Here is a 22,340-nt window from a genome sequence, read left to right as displayed (position 1 = left end):
AGGAATAGCTGACAAATGGGAAAAAGGTTAAAAAAAAGTAGATATATTTCTGGATTTGATGGGATCAGAACGTTAGCTGTGATAGGAGTTATTTTATATCATTTGGCCCCATATCAATTTCAAGGTGGTTTTCTAGGCGTGCCGATCTTCTTTGTTGTTTCTGGGTATTTGATCACTGATCTTTTATTTCAAGAATGGCAACAAAATAAACGGATCGATGTTATTGGATTTTATATCAGGCGGGTGAAAAGACTTTACCCTGCTTTAGTAACATTAGTCTTGGCGACGACAGCCTATATCACGCTCTTTGCTCGTGATCTCTTGGCTAATATACGGGCAGTGATCATGACTAACTTATTATATGTGTACAATTGGTACCAAGTGACCCATCACGAGTCGTATTTTGATAAATTTGGAACGCAGTCACCGTTTACACATTTATGGTCGTTGTCGATCGAAGGGCAGTTTTATCTCTTTTGGCCTTTGATCATTATCATTTTGTTGAAATTTGTCAAGAAAAAGCAGCCGATCTTTGACACGATGATCATTTTAGCGTTTATTTCAGCGCTTTTGATGGCGATCTTATACCGAACCGGGCAAGACCCTTCACGTGTCTATTACGGGACCGATACACGCATGTTTTCGATCTTGCTTGGAGCGGCTTTAGCAGTTGTTTGGCCAAGTACAGCTTTGAGAAAAGATCTTCCGACTAATCTGCGGTTGTTGCTAGATGTGATCGGGGGCGGAGCTTTGATGTTGCTTTGTTTGATGTTTATGCAGATGACAGGAGAGAGTGCCCTTGTTTATCGCGGAGGGATGTTCTTTTTCTCAGTTTTATCGATGATCTTAGTAGCAGTTGTTGCTCATCCTGGCGCTGATATGAATCGACTGTTGACAAATCGACTCTTTGCTTGGATCGGAAAAAGAAGCTATGGGATCTATCTTTATCAGTATCCTGTTTTAGTCTTTTTTGAGAGTAAGATCAATGTGGCTGATCATTCATTTTTGTATGCTTTGATCGAAGTAGCGCTGATCTTAGTTTTGAGTGATCTGTCATATCGCTTCTTAGAGCTGCCATTGCAACACTTTGATTACTCTAAAACATGGAGTACGCTCAAAGAGTTTTGTCGACGAGATTCGAGTTATGGCAACAAGCGTTGGTATATGCTGATCCCAGGATTGATCGTCTTGTTAGCGGTCGTCGGAGCAACAACGGGAACGACTTCGGGTTCTGAAGCTAAAAAAGATACAGCGCTTGAAAAGACGATCAAAGAAAACGATAAAAAAGTTGCCAAACAAAATAAAAATATCGCTGCTAAAACTTCAAGTAGTGAGCACTCTTCAAGTAGCGCTGATACTAATACAGCTAAGCAATTTGATCTGACTGAAAATGAGATCGCCAAAGCTAAGCAACTACAGATCACCGCCGTTGGGGATTCAGTTTTAGCTGCTTCTTCGACTACTTTGCAAGAAATCTTCCCTAATATGTATGTCGACGCTAAAGTAGGACGGCAAGTAGGAGAAGCGATCCCCGTTTTACAAAGTTTAGCTCAAAGTGGAAAACTTGCAGATACAGTCTTACTCAGTGAAGGAACGAATGGCCCGTATTCTGAACAAGAGCTAGACCAGATCATGGCGATCGTTGGAAAAGAGCGGAAACTTTACTGGATCAATGTGCATGTTCCAACAAGACGTTGGCAAGATCAAGTAAATAATGATCTGAAAGTAGCTGCTAAAAAGTATCCAAATTTAAAAGTGATCGATTGGTATACATATAGCAAAGATCATCCTGAGTGGTTTTATGATGATAACGTCCACCCAAATCCAGAAGGACTTAAATACTATGGACCATATGTGGCCCGTCAGATATTAAAATAAAATAGATGACCGCTAGTTTGAAAAGTAAATGTAACTAGCGGTCATTTATTTTGTGGAAGATCATTTGAGTAGTAAAAAAGGAGGAGCGATCTTTAAGCCAAAGAGTAAACGTGCGTCTTCGTTATCAAATACGCATAACTGAAATGTTGGTTCAAAGGTGACAAGTTTTTGTCGTGCTTTTTTTAAAGTTAAAGCTTTTTTAGCCGGTAAGAAAATGAGTTGTGTTCCATCAAGACGGATAAATCCTAAAGGCTTTTCAGGGGTCTCTAAGCCAAGTTGTAATGTTTGGTCTAATTCATTTGTCAATAGTAAGAAATCTCCGATAAGCATAGATCTAATGTTGGCTAAATAGCCATCCTTTCGTATAAACTGTGTTCTAATTGTAAAAGGAGCTGGCATGCTAGTCAATAAAAAGGGTGGTGACGTAATTTTTCTAAAATAAAGAAGAATTCTTAAGGCTTTTTTGTAAGCTGTAAAAAATGATGATAAAATAGAAAAGAATGCAAAGAAAACTACTTCGGTCTGACCGATTAGAATAGGAATAAAAAGTAACATGGAATTAGAGTTTTTAGGAACTGGCGCAGGCTCACCCGCTAAATTTCGAAATGTGACCTCCCTTGCGCTCAAATTATTGGATGAAGAAAATGCCGTTTGGCTCTTTGATGTTGGTGAAGGAACACAACATCAGATCTTACGGACGACGATCCGTCCACGAAAAGTCGATAAGATCTTTATCACGCACTTACATGGAGACCACATTTTTGGCTTACCTGGATTTTTGAGTAGTCGTTCATTTCAAAGTGGTGAAGAGATCAGACCGCTTACGATCTATGGCCCTAAAGGGATCAAGGCTTTTGTAGATATCAGTTTACAAGTTTCTCAAACACGGCTCTCTTATCCGTTGCATTTTGTCGAATTAACTGAGCCTGGTGTGATCTTTGAAGATGATAAATTTAAAGTTTCATTTGATCGCTTGGACCACCGGATCGAGTGTATAGGTTATCGGATCGAAGAAAAAGATCATCCTGGTGAACTTTTGATCGAAAAACTTAAGCAAGAAAGAGTGCCTGCAGGACCAGTATATGGTAGGTTAAAAGCAGGTGAGATAGTGACTTTGCCAGATGGACGCGTGCTTGAGGGCAAAGATTATGTTGGGGCACCTCAAAAAGGACGTACGATCACGATCTTAGGTGATACACGCCAAACTGCAAGTATTTTACCTTTGGCCCAAGATGCTGATATATTAGTACATGAAAGTACTTTTGGTAAAGGTGAAGCAAAACTTGCTCGAAATTATTACCATTCAACTTGTGTTCAAGCGGCTAATTTAGCGACTAGAGCTAATGTCAAAGAACTATTATTGACGCATATCTCGGCTCGTTATGTTGGGCCTTTAGTTACACAACTTGAAAAAGATGCGCGCAAAGTCTTTGCTCAAACACGGGTCGTCAAAGATTTTGATGTGATCGACGTCCCCTTTAACAAGAAAGGTTCTGAAATTTAATGATGGGATATAGACAATTAAAAAATTTAACTAATCGTGTTGTATTGATCACTGGAGCCTCTTCTGGTTTAGGAGAGCAAGTCGCTTATCAAGCAGCCAAAAAAGGAGCGATCGTTGTTGGCTGTGCTCGTCGAAAAGAAAAATTAGATAAAGTAATGTCTGTTTGTAAAGCGATCTCAGGGCGGATGGCCTATGCTTATCAACTTGATGTTTCAAAACCAGAGGAGATCGAACAAATCGTCGATGAGATCGAGAATAATATCGGGCCAGTTGATGTCTTGATCAATGATGCTGGTTTTGGTTTGATGAATCAAGCTTTGAGTTTTAATATGGATATCGCAGAAAAGATGTTTCGTGTCAACGTTTTAGGTGTTATGTATATTACAAAATACGTTGCTTTGAACATGGCTAAAAGACAACGGGGGATGATCATCAATGTCGCTTCGGTCGCTGGCAAGATCGCAACGCCAAAATCTTCGATCTATTCGGCCACTAAAGCCGCTGTGATCGCTTATTCGAATGCTTTAAGACTTGAGCTGAGACCTTTAGGGATCGCAGTGATGACTGTCAACCCTGGTCCGATCAGGACCGCATTCTTTGAGATCGCAGACCGTTCAGGCGAGTATATCGATCGAGTCAAATGGATGGCTTTGAACCCAGAGATCGTAGCAGAAAAGATCGTTAATGCGATCGGAACGAGTCGTCGTGAATTGAATTTACCTGGTTATATGCAATGGGCTAATTATGGCTATCAACTTTTCCCATGGTTAGGTGATCACTTAGCTGGTGGGATCTTTAACAAAAAATAGTAAGGGGGGTAAAGAATGAAAAAACAGTGGAACTTAGTCTTAGTATTGATCTTAGTTTTGTTAGTGGTGATCTTTTCTTGGATGAACGTTCAACCAGCGACAGTAAATTTTGGTTTTGCTAAAGTTACGATGCCGTTAGTGATCGTTTTAGTTTTAGTGCTTTTGATCGGTGTGATCATTGCAGTTTCGTTGTCGTTAGCGACGATCTTGCAACAAAAAAATGAGATCAAACGTTTAGAGCAACAAGTTCAAGCTAATAAAACGATGCGCAGAACTGAAAAAAAGGAAACAACTGAAACACGTCCAGATAAAGTTAAATAATTGTGAGGGATTTTAATTTGATCACGCCAAAATATGAATGGAAAAAACAAGATCTCCCAGAAAAAGAAAATGTCGATGAAATAGCAACTGAACTTGGACTTTCTCCGCTAGTGACTGAGATCTTAGTGGCTAGAGGACAAGACACTGTGGCTAAGATCAAACGCTTCTTAGAACCGACAAGCGAGAGTTTTTATGATCCATATCAATTATTTGATATGCAAAGGGCGATCGAACGGATCCAAGATGCGATCGTCAATGAAGAACATATCACAGTTTATGGTGATTATGACGTAGATGGTCTGACGAGTACTGCGATCATGTATGAAGCATTACTTCAATTGGGAGCAGATGTTGATTATTATATCCCTGATCGCTTCCAAGATGGTTATGGTCCTAATAAAGAGGTATATGCTCGTCTGCTCGAACAAGGCACAGAACTATTAGTGACTGTTGATAATGGGGTCGCTGGGCTTGAAGCGATCACGTATGCTAAAGAACAAGGCTTAGATGTGATCGTAACTGATCACCACGAGCTCCCAGCTCAGCTTCCACCTGCTTATGCGGTGATCCATCCGCGTCATCCTAAAGGTGACTATCCTTTTGCCGATCTTTCTGGAGCTGGCGTCGCTTTTAAAATGGCTCAAGCGATGTTAGAGGAGATCCCAGAAGATTTCTTAGATCTAGCTGCCTTAGGAACGATCGCTGATCTTGTTTCTTTAACAGATGAAAATCGTGCGCTAGCTAAATTTGGGCTGGTTGCTTTAGAAAATACTTTAAGGCCTGGTTTGTTGGCGCTTTACGAATTGGCTGGTCTCAATGAAAAAGAGATCACAGAGCAAACAGTTGGTTTTACTTTGGCACCACGATTGAATGCGATCGGACGGATGCAACATGCTCAGATCGGAGTCGAATTATTGACGACTTTAGATGAAGAGCGGGCCCAAGAGTTAGCTAAAAAGGCGCAAGCTTTGAATGCTAAACGCCAAGAAATAGTTGAAAAGATCACGACGGAAGCTTTAGCTAAAGTTGCTAAAGCGCCAGGACATCTCGTTGATGTTGTGGCTGGAACTGATTGGCATGAAGGAGTTTTAGGAATCGTTGCGAGCCGTTTAGTTGAAAAGACAGGACGACCAGCAGTCGTTTTAAATCTCGCAAACGGAGAAGCTAAAGGTTCAGGTCGATCGGTCGAAGCTTTTCATCTTTTTGATGCTCTTGACGGACACCGAGAGTTTTTAGAAAGCTTTGGTGGACATCATATGGCTTGTGGTGTGACGGTTTTACAAACTAATATTGAAAAGTTGCAACAGATCTTAGATACCGAAGCTAAACATCAAAAATTAGATCAAGCTAAAGCACAAGCCTTGGCGATCGTTAGTTCTTTATCTTTAAGCGAAGTTGATCTGAATTTGCTCGATGAACTTGCTAAGTTAGCTCCTTTTGGAACTGGGAATGAGTTGCCACTTTTTGAGATCAATGATCATCAAGTTGTAAGTGCTAAAGCGATCGGAAAAAATAACGATCATTTACGCTTGGAATTGAAAAATGGAGCAACTGAGATCACAGCACTAGCGTTTGGCGTCAAAGAAGAACTTCCTGAGCTCTTACAAGCGCCAGCAGATATCCAATTTGTAGCTTCTCTTGCTAAAAACGAGTGGCGCGGACAGGTCAAGCCTCAACTTTTGATCAAAGATCTTAGCTTAGCTGAGAAACATGCAAAAGTTGTTATCGAGCGCAAAGTAAAATTAACGCAGGAGATGTTTTTACGTCCTGTGACTTATGGTTTCTTTAATCCACAATTGGCACAAAAACTCCGCCCTCATTTACCAGCTCTAGCTCAGTGCCTTGTTTTTGACAAGAACTTAACAACGACTGACCTAGATGAGTTAGTTTTAGTGGATCTGCCAGCTAATTTGACCCAATTAGAGTTTGTTTTAAAACGTGTCCGTCCTAAAACTATGCGAGTTCATTTTTACACTAAAAAGCAAGAAGTTTTATTACCGACACGAGCAGAATTTGGCAAAGTCTATAAACTTATGCAACGCTACCAAAAAATAACGTTTCCAGACGATCTTGCTGCGCTTGCTAAGACGTGTGCTTTAGAAGACGATCAAGCGCTATTGATCTTAAAGGTGTTTTTTGAGGCGGGTTTTGTTACAATAAACAAGGGTATCTTGAGCTTCAATGCTAGTGCTAAAGCACATCGTTTGGAAGATACTCCAAGTTACCAAAGCCAAAGGGCTAAGCAACAAGTCGTAGCGACTTTACTTAAGTCAGATGAAGGAACACTCAAACATTGGTTGAGTGCACGTAGTTAAAATATCCATGAAAAAGTCGAGATGTGAGCTGGATATTTAGTGCATATTTTAAAGAAGGGAATATATAAACTTTTAAGCAACTCAACGGTTGTGGACTCACATTTATATAGTTGAGCAAAATGGCTTTAGATTTGAATAATTATGTTGCAAGTATCCCTGATTATCCAGAAAAAGGGATCATTTTTAGAGATATCACACCTTTGATGGCTGACGGTCAAGCCTACCGTCAAGCAACTGATAGGATCGTCCAATTTGCAAAAGATAAAGGTGTCGAGATGGTCGCTTGCCCAGAAGCACGAGGCTTTATCGTCGGTTGCCCAGTAGCCTATGAATTAGGGGTCGGATTTGCTCCAGCCCGCAAAGCTGGTAAATTACCACGCGAAACGATCGAAGCTAAGTACGATCTTGAATATGGGACATCAGCACTTTATATGCATAAAGATGCGATCAAGCCTGGGCAAAAAGTCTTGATCGTCGATGATCTTTTAGCGACTGGGGGAACGATCGGAGCTACGATCGATCTAGTCGAACAACTTGGGGGAAAAGTCGTTGGTTGTGCTTTCATCATTGAATTGAAAGATCTAAATGGACGCAAGCGTCTCGAAAATTATGATACGTTGTGTTTGATGGAATACTAGTAAAAAGAGTCTGGTCGGACATAGACTGGACTTTTTTACTTTGCAGATATTAGAAAGGAAAAAGCTAGATGGAAAAACAGACTTTTGCAGTGATCGGTCTAGGTCGATTTGGGGGGAGCGTATGTCAGACGCTAGCTGATGCCGGTAAAGAAGTTTTGGCGATCGATAAGGATGAAGCACGCGTCAACGACTACAAAGATATTGCGACTCAGGCTGTTGTAGCTGATGCTCAAGATGAAGATGTTTTACGCTCTTTAGGGATCAGAAATTTCGATCATGTGATCGTGGCGATCGGTGAAGATATCCAAGCAAGTATTTTAGTAACTTTGATGGTCAAAGAGCAAGGAGTCAAGTATGTGACAGCTAAAGCCCAAAATGGCTACCATGCTAAAGTTCTAGAGAAACTAGGCGTTGATCGTGTCGTCCATCCAGAACGGGATATGGGCGTGCGGATCGGGCGTAGCTTGACTTCTAAAAATATGATCGATTATTTAGACCTTGATTCAAACTTTAAAATGGCTGAGATCTTGATCACCAATCCCCGCTTTTTTGGGCGTTCATTAGCTGAATTAGATTTTCGCGATAAATATAAGTTGAATGTGATCGCTTTAGCACATAGTAAAAGTGAGATGTGTCTTCCTGCGGCAGATGATGTTTTAGGACTAAATGACAGTATTTTAGTTGCGGGGCCAAAAGAAGCGATCGATCGTTTAGAAGAATTGATGGACAATTGAGATCTTAACTTTTTTTTAAATGACAAGGACTTGCTTAAATGACATTTTAAATGTTTAATGAAAACATAAAGCCTTGTTTTATGAGGTAAAGTTATTGTAATATTAATGAGATGTGGCATTTGTGTGCCTATTAAATATATAGGGGTGAAATGCTTGAAGAAAAAATGGCAAAAATTTTTAAGTAATGGCTATGTCGATTTTATCTTAAAGACTATCTTTTATTTTGCTGTACTATTTGCGTTAGTGTATTTATATAGTTATAGCGGAGTAAATCAGCCACATTTTATTTATAATGAGTTTTAGGAGGAACTGCGATGTCAGAAAATTTGATCGAAGTGATCGATGGCTGGGCTAAAACTTCTCCAGATAAGATCGCTTATGATTATCTAGGGAAAACGAACACATACGCTGAATTAAAAGAGTATTCTGATTCGTTAGCCGCATACTTGATGACATTAGATTTACCAAAAGGGGCGCCAGTGATCATTTTTGGGGGACAAACTTTTGAGATGATCGCTTCATTTTTAGGAGCAGTCAAAGCAGGACATGCTTACATTCCAGTAGACGCTCATTCACCACTTGAACGGATCAAGATCATCAAGGAGATCGCCAAACCAGCTGCTTGTATCGCAGTTGAAGAGTTACCGTTAACATTTACTGATATGACGATCATTGAACCACAAAAGTTGACAGAAGTCTTTTCTAATAAAGAAAAATTAACTACCAAAGCTCAGTTTGTTTCTGGCGATGAGAATTTTTATATCATCTTTACTTCAGGAACAACAGGGGTACCAAAAGGCGTTCAGATCAGTCATGACAATCTAGTTAGTTTCAACGCTTGGATGCAAAAGGACTTTGCGTTAGAGCAGACAGGAAGTTGTTTATCACAGCCGCCATACTCGTTTGATCTTTCAGTGATGGATCTATATCCAACTTTGACGGCTGGAAAGCAGTTGACGGTTCTACCAAAAGAGACGACCGATAACTTTAAAGCGTTATTTGCTGTTTTACCAGAGTTAAAGATCACAGAATGGGTCTCAACGCCTTCGTTTATCGATATTTGTTTATTGCAACCGACCTTTTCAGCCGAAACGTTGCCAACACTAACACATTTCTTCTTCTGTGGTGAAGAGTTGACACATAAGACTGCGCAAACTTTAAAAAAACGTTTTCCAAAAGCAAAGATCTTTAACACATACGGTCCGACTGAAGCGACTGTAGCTGTCAGCCAAGTCGAGATCACAGACGAGATCTTGGAGACTTATCCACGTTTACCGATCGGACAAGCAAAAGCTGATACGACGATCATTTTAGTTGATGAAAATGATCAGCCAGTACCGGTCGGGCAAAGTGGTGAGATCTTGATCGCTGGACCAAGTGTTTCAAAGGGATATCTAAATAATCCAGAAAAGACAAAACATGCCTTTTTGACATATGACGGACAACCAGCTTATAAAACGGGAGACTTAGGGCAATTTGATGAAAATGGTCAGCTACTTTATAAAGGGCGGATCGATTTCCAAGTTAAGTTGCATGGCTTTAGGATCGAATTAGAAGATGTCGATCATCATTTAGATAAAGTCAGTTATGTCACGCAAGCGACAACAGTCCCACGTTATGATAAAGATCATAAAGTCAGTCAGTTAGTAGCTTATATCGTAAAAGATCAAGCTAAGACAAAAGACTTTGCGAGTGATTTTAAACTGACACAAGCGATCAAAAAAGAGCTCTTAGAGACGATGATGTCTTATATGATGCCTCAAAAATTTGTTTACGTTGAGAAATTACCGTTGACACCAAATGGTAAGATCGATCGCAAAAAATTGATGAAAGAGGTCAATAGCTGATGCTTAACATGCAACCGTATCAAGACCCGACTTATTTTGTCTTCTTGCTGATCGGCTTGTTGCCGATCGCAGTAGGCTTGATGTATGGTCGTCGTTTTAGGATCTATGAAACGCTCATCTCATTTCTCTTTTTACTTTTGACCTTTGGAGGCGTAAAATGGGAACAAGGTGTTGCCTTAAGTGGTTATATCCTTTTTGAGATGCTTTTGATCTATGGTTATTTGGCGTATCGCAAGAAGAAAAATAACACCTTTGTCTTTGACTTAGCTGTTGTTTTGTCGATCTTACCGTTAGTGATCGTTAAAGTTTCACCGTTATTGAACAACGGTAAGGAATCGATCATCGGCTTTTTAGGGATCAGTTATTTGACCTTTAAAACGGTCGGGATGATCATGGAGATCCGAGATGGGATCATTAAGGAAGTTGATTTTAAAGAAGCGTTGCACTTCTTGCTCTTCTTCCCAACGATCTCATCTGGACCAATCGATCGCTATCGGCGCTTTTTAGGAGATTACAAGAAGACGCCAAGTCGTGAGAAATACTTAGAATTGCTGGATAAAGGGATCTGGTATATTTTCTTAGGATTCTTATATAAGTTCATTTTAGCTTATTTTTTTGGCGTTTTATTACAACCTAAAGTTTCGGCGCTTGCTTTGGCTCACGGTGGTTGGTCGTGGTGGGTCGTCGCTTATATGTACGTCTTTTCGATGAACTTATTCTTTGATTTTGCAGGTTACAGTTTATTTGCAGTCGGAACAAGTTATATCATGGGCGTCAAAACACCGATGAACTTCAATAAACCATTTATTTCCAAAAATATCAAAGATTTCTGGAATAGGTGGCATATGACCCTTTCATTTTGGTTTAGAGACTACATCTATATGCGTTTAGTTTTCTTTATCATGAAAAAGAAACTGCTGAAAAGTAAGATCGCGATCGCTAATGTTGGTTACTTAACGCTCTTTTTGATCATGGGTTTTTGGCATGGGATCACATGGTATTATATCGTTTATGGGCTCTACCACGCCTTAGCGATCATCTTGTGTGATGCTTGGTTACGTTTTAAAAAGAAACATAAAGAGCATATCCCACATAATAAATTCACCGAAGCTTTTGCGATCTTTATGACGTTTAATGTTGTTTGCTTTAGCTTTTTGATCTTTTCAGGCTTTTTAGATAAATTATTCTTTGCGTAATAAAATTTGGAGGAATGTAATGATGGAAGAAACAGTTTTAGATATTTTAGAAGATTTAACAGGTAGTGATGAAGTAAGAAATGACAAAGATATCGATATCTTTGAAACAGGTCTTTTAGATTCAATGGGAACAGTACAACTTTTACTTGAATTACAATCACAATGTGATGTTGATGTTCCAGTTTCCGAATTTGATCGCAACGAATGGAACACACCAAATAAAATCATCGCGAAAGTGGAAAGTATGCAATAATGGACACAAAAAAGAAGCTATTTAAGATCTTTGGACCAGTTATTTTAGCTGGGATCTTACTGACACTTTTTTTGGTCTCACCGTTTAATGTGCGTAAAGTAAACCAACATACGTTACAAGTTGCTGCTCTTTCACAGTCTAAAAATATTTTCAAAGGTAACGCTGTCAAACAAAAAGCTTTTGAAGAAAATTATGTTCCGTTTTTTGGCTCTTCAGAACTTTCACGGATGGACGCCTTTCATCCAGCTTCATTAGCAAAGCGTTATGATCGTAACTACCGTCCTTTCTTATTAGGTGGGCCAGGTTCGACCTCTTTAGCCCAATTTTATGGGATGCAAGGCTCATTAGCCCAATTGAAAGGGAAAAAAGCAGTGATGATCATTTCTCCGCAATGGTTTGTCAAGCAAGGAACTAATCCAGCAGCCTTTAGTTTATATTATTCAAACTTAGAAACTGTTAGTTGGTTGAAGCATGTCAACGATGGTAAGATGGATCGGTTTGCAGCAGAGCGTTTGTTAGCTATGCCAACGATCCAAAATGACCATATTTTGAAAAAAGCTGTTTTACAAGTTAAAGATGGCCAAAAACTTTCAAGTTCGATGCAAACTTATATCGATCTAAAATATAATCAGCTCAAGCATGAGGATCAGCTCTTTTCGACTTTAGCTCTCAAGGATAATACAGAAAAGATCGCTAAAGTTGCTGCTAAATTACCAGCAACATATGATCAAGCTAAACTTGATGCTTTAGCTTATCAAATGGGAGCTAAGAAAACTAACAATAACCCATTTGATATTGATGATCGTTTCTTTGATAAGAACTTGCGCGATAAGTATTTCAAATTAAAGAACAAGCAAAGTAGTTATAATTATGTCAGCTCTCCAGAGTATTCTGATTTTGAGTTAGTCTTAAATCAATTTGCTGAAAATAATATGAATGTGATGTTTGTGATCCCGCCTGTCAATGAAAAATGGTCGAATTATACAGGCTTATCAAGAGAAATGCTCCAAGCTTGTACCGAGAAGATCAAATATCAATTACAATCACAAGGCTTTACTAACATCGTCGATCTCTCTAAAGATGGGGGCGAAAGATATTTCATGCAAGATACGATCCACTTAGGTTGGCGTGGTTGGCTCAAGATGGATCAAGCAGTTGGACCGTTTTTGAGCACCGACCAGAAAACACCAACTTATAAGATCAATGATTATTTCTACACTAAAGAGTGGCAAAAACTTGAAGGCCAAGCTTTGAATGAAAAAGTAAAATAAAAACAAATAGCGTAGCCTTAAGGTTGCGCTATTTGTTTTTAGAAAAACTCGATTTTTAGAGAGCTGTACAAAAAACGAGCCCGTTTGTGGCTCGTTTTTTAATATCTATCTTTTCTTATAATAAAGTAACCCTAAAACTAAAAAGCTTCCTAAAGAGATCAGACAACCAAGATAGAAGTATGGTGGAACATAGGTCAATTCGATCGTATGTGTTCCAGGAGTTAGATCTAGTCCAAGGAATGTATCTTGGATCTTGAATGTTTTGACCGCTTGACCATCGACTTTAGCGTGCCAGCCTTTATCATATGGGATCGTTGTCGCCATAAATTGATCTTTACTTGTGAGTTCGATCGTACCATAGATCCGGTTAGCACTGTGATCTAAGATCTTTAGTTCATTTTGTTTGAGTTGTTCGATCTTTTGTAAAGCTAACTCTTTATCGAGGCGATAAAGCACAAAGTTTTGTAACCATAAGTTGGCTTTTTTGAATTTAGCCGTTAAAATGATCTCTTCGCCTTTATTTCCTGTGGTCGGATTCAAGACGACAGTGTGCCTAAAAGTCTTATAGGCTGGATATTCTTGTGTTCCTAAATACCAAGTAACATTGTCTTGGTCAAGACTTGGTCCAAGTGTCAAGTAATAAGGATCATCAGTATCAGGCGTAAATTTAAAGATGATCTGGGCTGGATCTTTTAGATCGGTCTTTTTGAAAAACGAACCAGTTAAAGATGTTTGCTTTTTAGTGTTTTGGAAAACAACTTCGTTAAAATTAGCTGCGTAGAAATATTTAGTCTTTGAATTTGAACCAGTGGCAGCATTGAGCCAATTTGTTTGGTAAGTCAAAGGACGATCATATAAAACTGGTAGTTTTTTTAGCTGTTTATTAGCAGCGTATCCTAAGGAAAGGGCGTAAGGATCACGATAGATCGAAGTTGTTTTACCAACGACTTGTTTATTATATTCGATCAAGTCAGGTCGATAACTAGTAACATTTAATTTTTCGTCAGTCGGTGTTTTCAATTCAGCTTCATCTTTAGCGTAGAGCAAATATTTCATCCCTAGTAAAGCATCACTGATCAAGGTGCCATTGTAATAACCAACATAGTTATCACCATCTGGTTGCCCAAGTTGCCCGTAAAAGTCTGGGATGCTTTTTTCAAGAGCTGAACTAAAATAAGAACCAGCATTCAGACCATGCGCGATCCCATCGTTTTTAGTTCGTGCATATAATTGAGCAGTCCGATAAAATGAACTATCGAGATCATTTAAGATCTGTGCATCATTAGCTAATGCTTTAGTCGGTACTTCAAATTCTTTTTGCGTTAAATAACTGATATTATTGAGCGAATAAGCTGTATTTGCTAAAAGTTCAGCACAAACGACTAGATAGATCGCTAAAGGGTTTAAGCGTTTATGGACTTTGCTTTTGGGCAGAGTCAACAATAATAAGATCAAAACGTTGAATAAAGCCGTGATCAATAATAGAAGTGTCGAAGCAAAGTCGAACTTCTTGATATCAAAATAGATATAACCTAGTCCGAGTCCAACTAGCCCTAAGCAGCAAAGCGTTTGCCAATTTTTTAAAGCAAAGTGGTTCTTTTTCAATGCAATGGCAGCTAAAAAGATCATCCAAAAGCTGACGACAAATGAGAAGCGATAAGGATACCAAACTGGAAATTGCATCCCATGCCACAAAAGGTCAAGTGGTTCAAAGCAAAGCGAAAGAACAAAGACAGCACTGACTAAAAAGGCAGCTATTTTAGCTTTGCCTGCGATCTTTTTACTTAAAAAGTAGAGACAAAAGCCAAAAAGTGCGAGGCTACCTAAAAAGAGGTTTGGCAGTCCTTTGGGCATTTGTTCAAAATTGAAGGCTCCGATCATAAATTTTGCGATCATTTCGAGCGGGGCATATTCAAATTTAAAATGAATAGAATTTTCTGTATATTGACCTTTACTTGTTGAAAGCGAATAAAGTGTCGGTAAAAGGATCAAACTGGCACATCCTACCGCAAGTAATGAACGGCTCAAAAAAAGCCAAATATCACGCCTAAGTTGTTTAAGAGCGCGGTAATTTGTTTCGTACCAAATAAAGAAAAGTCCTAAGAAAAGACAGATCATGTAAGCCATATAGTAATTGATGATCATCATCAAACTAAGAGTCAAAACATAACCAAGACTTTGCTTTTTTTGGAGTAGGTCGTAAAGCCCACAAACGATCAAAGGTAAAAAGATCGGAGCGTCGAGCCATAACATGTTGAGTTGATTAGCGATCATCCATCCCATTAGAGCATAGCTCGTTGCTAAAGTTGGGATAAAAAGGCCACGGAGCTTTAATTTATGTTGGAGGAGCCGACCAAAAGTATAGCCTGCTAGCCCATATTTTAAGAGTAAAACGACTAAACAGCCAGCCGTTAGGTATTTACCAGGAAAGAGCAAAAAGATCAGATTAAATGGACTAAGCAAATAGTAGGCATATTCTCCGAGCATCTGACCACCAAGCGCTTTTGAAAATGAATAGAAAAAAGCGCTTGGCTGCTGGAGCAAAGTTTGCCTAAAATAGGCAAAAAAATCGATATATTGCTGCCCCAGATCAACTGTTAGGACACTTGAAGAACCAAAGGGATAGAAGCCACGGTAGATGAAGTAGCCCAACAATATGATAACTGGAGTGCAAAAACTAAGTAGCAAAGGGTAATGCTTTTTTAAATAGTTTTGCATGAAATGGATCCTTTCCGTGATAAGACCTTTTATAAGGTCGTACAGTAATCGTGCAAAATATGCACCCTACAATTATAACATGTAAAGTGGCTAAAAATTATGCTGGAATATAGATCAAGAGTTAATTTAAATAAAAATAAAAACGTTCGATAACTTATTGTCTGAATTAAGGCGATGAGCGTATACTATAATATATATCCACTGATATTTAACTTAAAATGATCAAGGCAAAGTTAAGATATAGCAGTGATCTATTTAAGTCAGCGGTGAAGACAGAATCTAGAAAAGGAGACTATACTTTTGCCATTCAGCTATATCTAGTATAGTAATGTGCACGTGCGATTTTTAAGAAAAGCAAATAGTAAAAAGAAGAAAAAGGGTTCAGAGATCCCGTTTCGTTTGAATTTTCTCTTTTTGATCGTATTCTTATTATTTGCAGCGCTTATCGGACAATTGGTCTATTTGCAGATCATTCACGGCGCAAAATTTGAATCAGAAGCGATCAGTAGTGATAATAAGACTGAGACTAAAAATGTTCAACGAGGGATGATCTACGATGCGACTGGTAAACTTTTAGTTGCCAATAACACTTCACGGGCAGTCACGTATACTAAACCGTTAAACGTTAAAAATGAACAGATGTATAAAGTGGCTAATAGTTTGGCAGGGTATATCAGTGTTGACACAGAATCTTTGACGACGCGCAATAAGATCGATTATTACTTAGCCGACCCTAAACATTTAAAAGAGGTCAATTCGCATATCAAAGGTGCTGATACGATGCAAGATGCAGATAAATTGGCCTCTTTAGAAGTGGCGTATGTCAAAAAAAATAACTTAGTCGATAACTTGACTGATCAACAAAAAAAAGCTGCGACCCTTTATAGCAAGATGTCAGGCGCTTATGCCCTGTCGACTGTTTATCTAAAGACAAGTGATGTGACAGACACTGAGATGGCTGAAGTTGGCGAACATCTTTCAGTTTTACCTGGTGTCAAGATCGGGACAAGCTGGTCACGCTCTTATCCAAATGGCGAAGCTGTCAAGAGTGTCATTGGGACAGTTACTTCTGAAAAGCAAGGTCTGCCAAGTGATAAGATCAATACGCTTTTAGCACAAGGTTATTCGCGTAATGACAGTGTTGGTTCTAGTTATATCGAATCGCAATACGAAGACGTACTCAAAGGTAGTAAAGAAGTCATCAATGTTGAAACTAAAAATAATGAGATCGTTAAAGAGATCAAGCAGTATGCTGGTAGCCCAGGTGATAATCTTCAATTGACGATCAACTCTGAGTTTCAAAATCAAGTTCAAAAGATCGTTGAAGATCAAGTTAAAGCTAATGCTGGCAGCAATCCATACTTACCAGGCGGGTATGCGGTCGTGATGAATCCTAAGACAGGTGGGATCTATGCTTTGGCTGGTGTCAGTCGGGATCTTTCAACAGGTGAAGTGACTGAAAATGCCTTGGGAACGATCAACCAAACATTTGTTATGGGGTCAGTTGTTAAAGGTGCGATGGTCATGGGCGCTTTAAGAGATGGCGTTATCACTCCTACGAACAATACGCTATTAGAAGAACCGATCAAATTGGCGGGAACAGCTTCTAAAACTTCTTGGTTCAATAAGACTGGTGCAGCTAATATGAGTTTATCAGCTTCCGATGCATTACAAGTTTCTTCTAACACATATATGATGAAACTTGCGATGATGGAAGGTGGCTTTACTTATCGTTCGGGAGCTGCTTTGAATTTACCAACTTCGATCTTTGATAAATTACGACAAAACTTCAAGCAATATGGGCTTGGGGTCAAGACAGGGATCGACATTCCTGGTGAAGCAACTGGATTTGAAGGGGCTGCTGATCAAAGTCATATTGGTAATGCTTTGGACCTTTCCTTTGGGAACTATGATGCCTATACGCCGATCCAGTTAGCTCAATATGCCTCAACGATCGCTAATGGTGGTTATCGGATCCAACCACATATTTTGAAATCGATCCGAAAAACTAATAAAGATGGAAGCCTAGGCGCTGTCAAATATGAAGTTCAACCCAATATCTTAAATGTTGTTGAAGGAACACAAGATCAGTGGGATGTTGTAAAAACAGGTCTCTGGCGCGTAGTTCATGGGACAAATACGTATCGGACTGGGGGCTCGATGGCTTCGGTCAAACCAGAGATCGCTGCTAAAACAGGGACGGCACAAACTTTTTATAATAATGTTGAAACTGAAACATTGAGTGCGATCAGTTACGCACCAGCTAACGATCCGCAAGTCGTGGTAGTTGTTGCTTTTCCAAATATTACTAATACAGAAAGTAATATCAACACACAGACTGTCAAAGAGATCTATGAAGCTTATTGGAAAACAGTGCAATCAAGCGATGGCTTTAATTGATGAATTAAGAGAGCATATTTCTAAAGATATGCTCTTTTTTAGTGTCAAGGGATTTCACTTAACAATTAACAAAAAAATACTGGTAATTAATTTTAAAAAATGATATGATATTAAACGTTAAAGGTGTCTGGAACATCTTTTTGAATCGATACGTATTGGAGGTTTAGAGCATGCGTGTAAATATTACATTAGAATGTACAGAATGTCATGAACAAACATATTTGACAAACAAGAACAAGCGTAATAACCCAGATCGTCTTGAGCTTAAGAAATATTGCCCACGTGATCACAAGGTTACTGTGCACCGCGAAACAAAATAACAACAGGTTTAAAACCCTGTTGTTTTTTTTTGAAAGTTAGGTGAACCGTTTGCATAGAAATTGAAAAATTCAAGCGATTTTGTGCTAAAATAGCAATAAGCCAGAATTTTGATAGGAGTGGATGTGTTTGGATAGCTTTCAAAAAAAGCCGATCATAACTTACGGATTGATCACGCTCAATGTGCTGATCTTTATTGCAATGACTTTGAGTGGTGGCAGTGAAAATCCTGTAAATTTGATCTATTGGGGAGCTAAATATGATCCTTTGATCGTTCAAGGTGAGATTTGGCGCCTTTTTACTCCGATGTTTATTCATATCGGAGCTGAACATCTAGCGTTGAATATGTTGACGCTTTACTTTTTAGGAAGTCAATTAGAACAACTCTTTGGCAAGTGGCGTTTTCTTTTGATCTACTTGGTGAGTGGAATTGGTGGAAACATCGCAAGTTTTGCTTTTTCGCCAAGTATTTCAGCTGGAGCTAGTACAGCTTTATTTGGATTGTTTGGTGCTTACTTGATGTTAGGTGAATCATTTAGGCAAGTCCCTTCTATTCGAATGATCGCCCGTCAATTTCTAGTTTTGATCATTTTAAATCTTGCTTTTGATCTTTTTGCCAGTGGCATTGATCTTTATGGGCATTTAGGTGGTCTCGTAGCTGGTTTTCTAGTAGCTTATGTCGTTGGTGTACCGAACTTAGGAAAGATCGAAAAGCTCAAACGGATCATAAGTATGATCGCTTTAGGGCTTATTTTTATCGTTTTACTTAAGATCGGTTTTAATACATGGCAATATCCTGTATAATTTTCAAGGGAGTGTTTAGCTTGAAGACGCTGTATGATGTTCAACAATTATTAAAACATTTTGGAGTTTTTGTATATGTCGGAAAACGTTTGTGGGATATCGAATTGATGGCGATCGAACTTGATAATCTTTATAAAGCAAGTGCGATCGATAAGCCAACTTTTTTGAGTGCTAAGCTCGTTTTGACACGAGAACATCGCGTGGAAGAAGAATACGAAGCTACAAAAGATATTTAAAGATTAGGAAGTGACATTATGGATAAAAAACTTATCGGTGTTGACCTTGGTGGGACAACGATCAAATTTGCGATCTTAACAGCAGATGGTGAGATCCAACAAAAATGGAGTATTGAAACAAATGTTTTAGATGATGGAACACATATCGTGCCAGATATTATCGAATCGATCAATCATCATCTTAGTCTATACGATATGAAACCAGAACAATTTATCGGGATCGGCATGGGGACACCTGGGACAGTTGACCGCGCTGCGGGAACAGTCGTTGGTGCTTATAACTTGAATTGGAAAACAGTCCAAAACGTTAAAGAAGAGATCCAAGAAGGCACTGGGATCAAGTTTGCGCTCGACAATGATGCTAATGTAGCAGCTTTAGGTGAACGCTGGAAAGGTGCTGGCGAAAATGCTGATAATGTTGCTTTCATTACTTTAGGTACAGGTGTTGGTGGCGGTTTGATCGCTGATGGCAAATTGCTCCACGGTCTAGGTGCAGCTGGTGAAGTTGGACATATCAATGTTGAACCAGAAGGTTATCTTTGCACATGTGGCAATCATGGTTGTTTAGAAACATATGCTTCAGCGACAGGTGTTGTTCGTGTGGCGCGTGATATGGCAGAAGAATTCGCTGGTGATTCTGAATTGAAACGTGCGTTAGATAATGGTGAAGAGATCAGTTCTAAAATGGTCTTTGATCTAGCAAAAGAAGACGATATTTTAGCTAAACGGGTCGTTGACCGTGTTTGCTATTACTTAGGGCTTGCATGTGCTAATATCAGTAGTATCTTGCACCCTGAATATATCGTTATCGGTGGTGGGGTCTCAGCAGCCGGTGACTTCTTGTTAGATCAAGTCGTTGCTTACTTCAAGAAATTTGCCTTCCCAACGATCCGTAATACGACAACGATCAAATTAGCACAATTAGGTAATTCTGCTGGTGTGATCGGAGCAGCTTCTTTAGCTTTGGAATTTAAATAAGCTGATATCTGCAAGAAGGAAGATGTGAGGCAGATATCTTTAGATCAGGAATGATCTTGGTCTAGTCAGTATAATAAGAGAGGTAAACTATAGATCTTTTTCAAATATGCTAGATCATATTTGCTCACATCTGTATAGTAGGGATAAAAAATGCTACTAGGTGATATTTCAACATGGCTTTGGATCGATCTTGTTTTGATCTTGATCTTAGTTTGGATGTTTGGCGCCCAACTTTATTGGTGGCAACGTGGTAAACGAGTCGCTAAGATCGTTGAAAATGATGAATTCAAGCAAGGGCTTCGCAAAGGTCAAGTTATTGATCTACGGGATAGTGCTGAATTTGATCGTTCCCATATTTTAGGGGCAAGAAACATGCCATTTGCGCAGTTTGAGCTCTTTCAAGGTTCTCTTCGAAAAGATGCTCCAGTTTACTTGTACGATACGAGTAAAGCAATGCCGATCAGGATCGCATCGCGCTTGAAAAAAGCCGGTTTTAAAGATATTTATATCTTAAAGGGTGGCTTTTCTAAGTGGGACGGCAAGAAAAAATCCAAAAAGCTTTGAGTAAAGAGATACTTGAGTTTTTTCAAGTATCTTTTTTTTGTTATTAACATTTAAAAATAAAAATATGTAACTTGGAAGTAATATTCCTGTAATGTTTCTAGTGTATACTACAAGAAGCAATTAAATTGATGAGGTAAGAAAAAATTATGTTTTTGAAGAAAGTAGTCACAAGCACGGTCGCACTTGGCCTATTAACTGTTTCCGTTTTTAATAATACTGGTCTTGTTAAAGCAGATGCAGTTGAAGATACACAAAAAGAGATCGCAAACAATAAAAGCGAAACAGACAAATTATTAAAGGATATTGCAGCCGCTAACGCTGATAATATCAAGTTACAACAACAGATCTCAGATAACACAACCAAGATCGATAACTTGAAGACAGATATCGATAACTCAAATAAAAAAATCAAAGAATTAAATGGTCAGATCGAGAGCGCTAAAGTCGAAGTAAACGACCGCACAGATGCACTTAAGAGCCAATTAGTCGCTTTACAAAAGCAAGCTGGTAATACCGTTAGTGGTAACGTTTATCTTGATTTTGTCATTAATTCAAAAGATTTTTCTGACTTAGTTACACGTACGTTTACAGTTGGAAAATTAAACCAAGCAAACAAAGAAGCTTTAGATGCTGTTAAAGAAGCAAAAGATCAATATGCTTCTTTATTAGATCAACAAGAACAAACAAAAGCTAACTTACAAGCTGATAAAACTGAACTTGAAACAAAGCAAAACGATCTTAAAGAAATGAAGGCTAAATCAGATCAACAACAAGCTGATCTAAATAAAAAGATCGAAGACAACCGCGCCACTTTAGTTGCATTACAAACTCAATATGAAGAAGCAGCTAATGCAGTTAAACTTGCACAAGAAAAAGTTAATGTAACAACAACTAACGCTGAAAGTAAATCAGAAAATAAAACTAGTGAAAAAGCATCAGAAAAAGCAAACACTGATAGCAACAATAATGGAAATTCAATTGCTAAGCAAGAAAGTGTTACAACAGATACAGCTATTAGCCAAGGCGATGGTGGTTCACATCCAGTCGTTGCAGGTAATACCTATCCATGGGGTCAATGTACATGGTATGTAAAACAAGTAGCTCCTTGGGCTGGCAACAACTGGGGCAACGGTGGTCAATGGGGTTCTTCTGCTGCAGCAGCAGGTTTTAGAGTCGACCATACACCAGCTGCTGGTGCGATCGTAGTCTTTGTTCCAGGACAATCAGTCGGTGGCCAATGGACTGCTGACGGCGCTTATGGACACGTAGCTTACGTTGAATCTGTTAACGGAAGTAGCATTACGATCAGCCAAGGAGGAATGGGCTTTAGCAATCCAGCTGGTCCAAATACACAAACAGTTTCTAACGCAGGTAGTTATATCTACATCCACCGTTGATCAGCTACATTTTAATGACGCCTATCCATCCCGTGACTTTAGTCATGGGATGGATAGGCCACTATTGAGCCCCTTTATGGGGCTTTTTGTTTGTTTCTGTATATTTTTGGGTATACACTTTCTGGTATGGATGAAAAATTCCATACCAGTTTTTTTGCG

Annotated in this window: 21 protein-coding genes; 19 read left to right on the top strand and 2 right to left on the bottom strand. The window is 39.0% G+C overall.

Going from position 1 to position 22,340, the window contains the following annotated elements; translation table 11 throughout:
- Window positions 1–15: 15 nt before the first annotated feature.
- Window positions 16–1,878 carry an acyltransferase family protein gene (locus QFX10_RS09545; protein ID WP_280605993.1) on the top strand — a complete coding sequence of 621 codons (1,863 nt, stop codon included), beginning with the start codon at window positions 16–18 and terminating at the stop codon, window positions 1,876–1,878.
- A gap of 60 nt (window positions 1,879–1,938) precedes the next feature.
- Here QFX10_RS09545 and QFX10_RS09540 read toward each other — a convergent pair whose 3' ends face one another.
- Window positions 1,939–2,184 (bottom strand): hypothetical protein, encoded by a 246-nt coding sequence (locus tag QFX10_RS09540; RefSeq protein ID WP_280605992.1) that lies wholly within the window; start codon window positions 2,182–2,184, stop codon window positions 1,939–1,941.
- Between the two features lie 247 nt (window positions 2,185–2,431).
- Between QFX10_RS09540 and rnz the strand changes: the two genes are divergently transcribed.
- From rnz to dltD, 11 genes are all read left to right on the top strand, one after another.
- Window positions 2,432–3,382 (top strand): ribonuclease Z, encoded by a 951-nt coding sequence (gene rnz, locus QFX10_RS09535; RefSeq protein ID WP_280605991.1) that lies wholly within the window; start codon window positions 2,432–2,434, stop codon window positions 3,380–3,382.
- A complete protein-coding gene (locus QFX10_RS09530) occupies window positions 3,382–4,191 on the top strand; it encodes an SDR family NAD(P)-dependent oxidoreductase (RefSeq protein ID WP_280605990.1) in 810 nt (269 codons plus the stop codon). The genes rnz and QFX10_RS09530 overlap by 1 nt, the downstream gene beginning before the upstream one ends.
- A 15-nt stretch (window positions 4,192–4,206) precedes the next feature.
- On the top strand, window positions 4,207–4,512 hold the full coding sequence (locus tag QFX10_RS09525; protein WP_280605989.1) for a lipopolysaccharide assembly protein LapA domain-containing protein: 306 nt from the start codon (window positions 4,207–4,209) through the stop codon (window positions 4,510–4,512).
- 17 nt (window positions 4,513–4,529) lie between these two features.
- Complete coding sequence (gene recJ / locus QFX10_RS09520; protein WP_280605988.1) at window positions 4,530–6,827, top strand: single-stranded-DNA-specific exonuclease RecJ; 2,298 nt, start codon at window positions 4,530–4,532, stop codon at window positions 6,825–6,827.
- Window positions 6,828–6,946: 119 nt separating this feature from the next.
- A complete protein-coding gene (locus QFX10_RS09515; RefSeq protein WP_280605987.1) occupies window positions 6,947–7,465 on the top strand; it encodes an adenine phosphoribosyltransferase in 519 nt (172 codons plus the stop codon).
- A gap of 68 nt (window positions 7,466–7,533) precedes the next feature.
- Window positions 7,534–8,199: a potassium channel family protein gene (locus tag QFX10_RS09510; RefSeq protein WP_280605986.1), complete on the top strand. Its 666-nt coding sequence runs from the start codon at window positions 7,534–7,536 to the stop codon at window positions 8,197–8,199.
- Window positions 8,200–8,400: 201 nt separating this feature from the next.
- Window positions 8,401–8,502 carry a teichoic acid D-Ala incorporation-associated protein DltX gene (locus tag QFX10_RS09505; protein WP_369941085.1) on the top strand — a complete coding sequence of 34 codons (102 nt, stop codon included), beginning with the start codon at window positions 8,401–8,403 and terminating at the stop codon, window positions 8,500–8,502.
- An 11-nt stretch (window positions 8,503–8,513) separates the two neighbouring features.
- Window positions 8,514–10,046: a D-alanine--poly(phosphoribitol) ligase subunit DltA gene (gene dltA, locus QFX10_RS09500; protein WP_280605984.1), complete on the top strand. Its 1,533-nt coding sequence runs from the start codon at window positions 8,514–8,516 to the stop codon at window positions 10,044–10,046.
- The gene (gene dltB / locus QFX10_RS09495; RefSeq protein ID WP_280605983.1) at window positions 10,046–11,242 is read left to right on the top strand and encodes a D-alanyl-lipoteichoic acid biosynthesis protein DltB; all 1,197 of its coding nucleotides are present in this window, start codon (window positions 10,046–10,048) and stop codon (window positions 11,240–11,242) included. Before dltA ends, dltB begins: the two co-directional genes overlap by 1 nt.
- A 22-nt stretch (window positions 11,243–11,264) precedes the next feature.
- Window positions 11,265–11,495 carry a D-alanine--poly(phosphoribitol) ligase subunit DltC gene (gene dltC / locus QFX10_RS09490; RefSeq protein ID WP_369941083.1) on the top strand — a complete coding sequence of 77 codons (231 nt, stop codon included), beginning with the start codon at window positions 11,265–11,267 and terminating at the stop codon, window positions 11,493–11,495.
- Window positions 11,495–12,766 (top strand): D-alanyl-lipoteichoic acid biosynthesis protein DltD, encoded by a 1,272-nt coding sequence (gene dltD, locus QFX10_RS09485; RefSeq protein ID WP_280605980.1) that lies wholly within the window; start codon window positions 11,495–11,497, stop codon window positions 12,764–12,766. The genes dltC and dltD overlap by 1 nt, the downstream gene beginning before the upstream one ends.
- A gap of 105 nt (window positions 12,767–12,871) precedes the next feature.
- On the opposite strand, the gene QFX10_RS09480 is transcribed toward dltD, so the two are convergent.
- Window positions 12,872–15,484 (bottom strand): YfhO family protein, encoded by a 2,613-nt coding sequence (locus QFX10_RS09480; RefSeq protein WP_280605979.1) that lies wholly within the window; start codon window positions 15,482–15,484, stop codon window positions 12,872–12,874.
- A 336-nt stretch (window positions 15,485–15,820) separates the two neighbouring features.
- Between QFX10_RS09480 and QFX10_RS09475 the strand changes: the two genes are divergently transcribed.
- From QFX10_RS09475 to QFX10_RS09445, 7 genes are all read left to right on the top strand, one after another.
- Window positions 15,821–17,884 carry a peptidoglycan D,D-transpeptidase FtsI family protein gene (locus tag QFX10_RS09475; RefSeq protein WP_280605978.1) on the top strand — a complete coding sequence of 688 codons (2,064 nt, stop codon included), beginning with the start codon at window positions 15,821–15,823 and terminating at the stop codon, window positions 17,882–17,884.
- A gap of 170 nt (window positions 17,885–18,054) precedes the next feature.
- Complete coding sequence (gene rpmG, locus QFX10_RS09470) at window positions 18,055–18,204, top strand: 50S ribosomal protein L33 (protein ID WP_025086941.1); 150 nt, start codon at window positions 18,055–18,057, stop codon at window positions 18,202–18,204.
- Window positions 18,205–18,331: 127 nt separating this feature from the next.
- Window positions 18,332–19,006 carry a rhomboid family intramembrane serine protease gene (locus tag QFX10_RS09465; protein WP_280605977.1) on the top strand — a complete coding sequence of 225 codons (675 nt, stop codon included), beginning with the start codon at window positions 18,332–18,334 and terminating at the stop codon, window positions 19,004–19,006.
- Window positions 19,007–19,026: 20 nt separating this feature from the next.
- Window positions 19,027–19,242 carry a YqgQ family protein gene (locus tag QFX10_RS09460; RefSeq protein WP_280605976.1) on the top strand — a complete coding sequence of 72 codons (216 nt, stop codon included), beginning with the start codon at window positions 19,027–19,029 and terminating at the stop codon, window positions 19,240–19,242.
- Between the two features lie 18 nt (window positions 19,243–19,260).
- Window positions 19,261–20,220, top strand: a complete 960-nt coding sequence (locus tag QFX10_RS09455) for an ROK family glucokinase (RefSeq protein WP_280605975.1) — start codon at window positions 19,261–19,263, stop codon at window positions 20,218–20,220.
- Between the two features lie 150 nt (window positions 20,221–20,370).
- A complete protein-coding gene (locus QFX10_RS09450) occupies window positions 20,371–20,784 on the top strand; it encodes a rhodanese-like domain-containing protein (RefSeq protein ID WP_280605974.1) in 414 nt (137 codons plus the stop codon).
- A gap of 146 nt (window positions 20,785–20,930) precedes the next feature.
- Window positions 20,931–22,181: a CHAP domain-containing protein gene (locus tag QFX10_RS09445; RefSeq protein ID WP_280605973.1), complete on the top strand. Its 1,251-nt coding sequence runs from the start codon at window positions 20,931–20,933 to the stop codon at window positions 22,179–22,181.
- The last annotated feature ends 159 nt before the right edge of the window (window positions 22,182–22,340 follow it).

Source organism: Ligilactobacillus faecis, assembly GCF_029889745.1.
Classification (GTDB): domain Bacteria; phylum Bacillota; class Bacilli; order Lactobacillales; family Lactobacillaceae; genus Ligilactobacillus; species Ligilactobacillus faecis.
The sequence above is the reverse complement of the archived record's forward strand: the minus strand, read 5'-3'. Positions and strand labels throughout refer to the sequence as shown.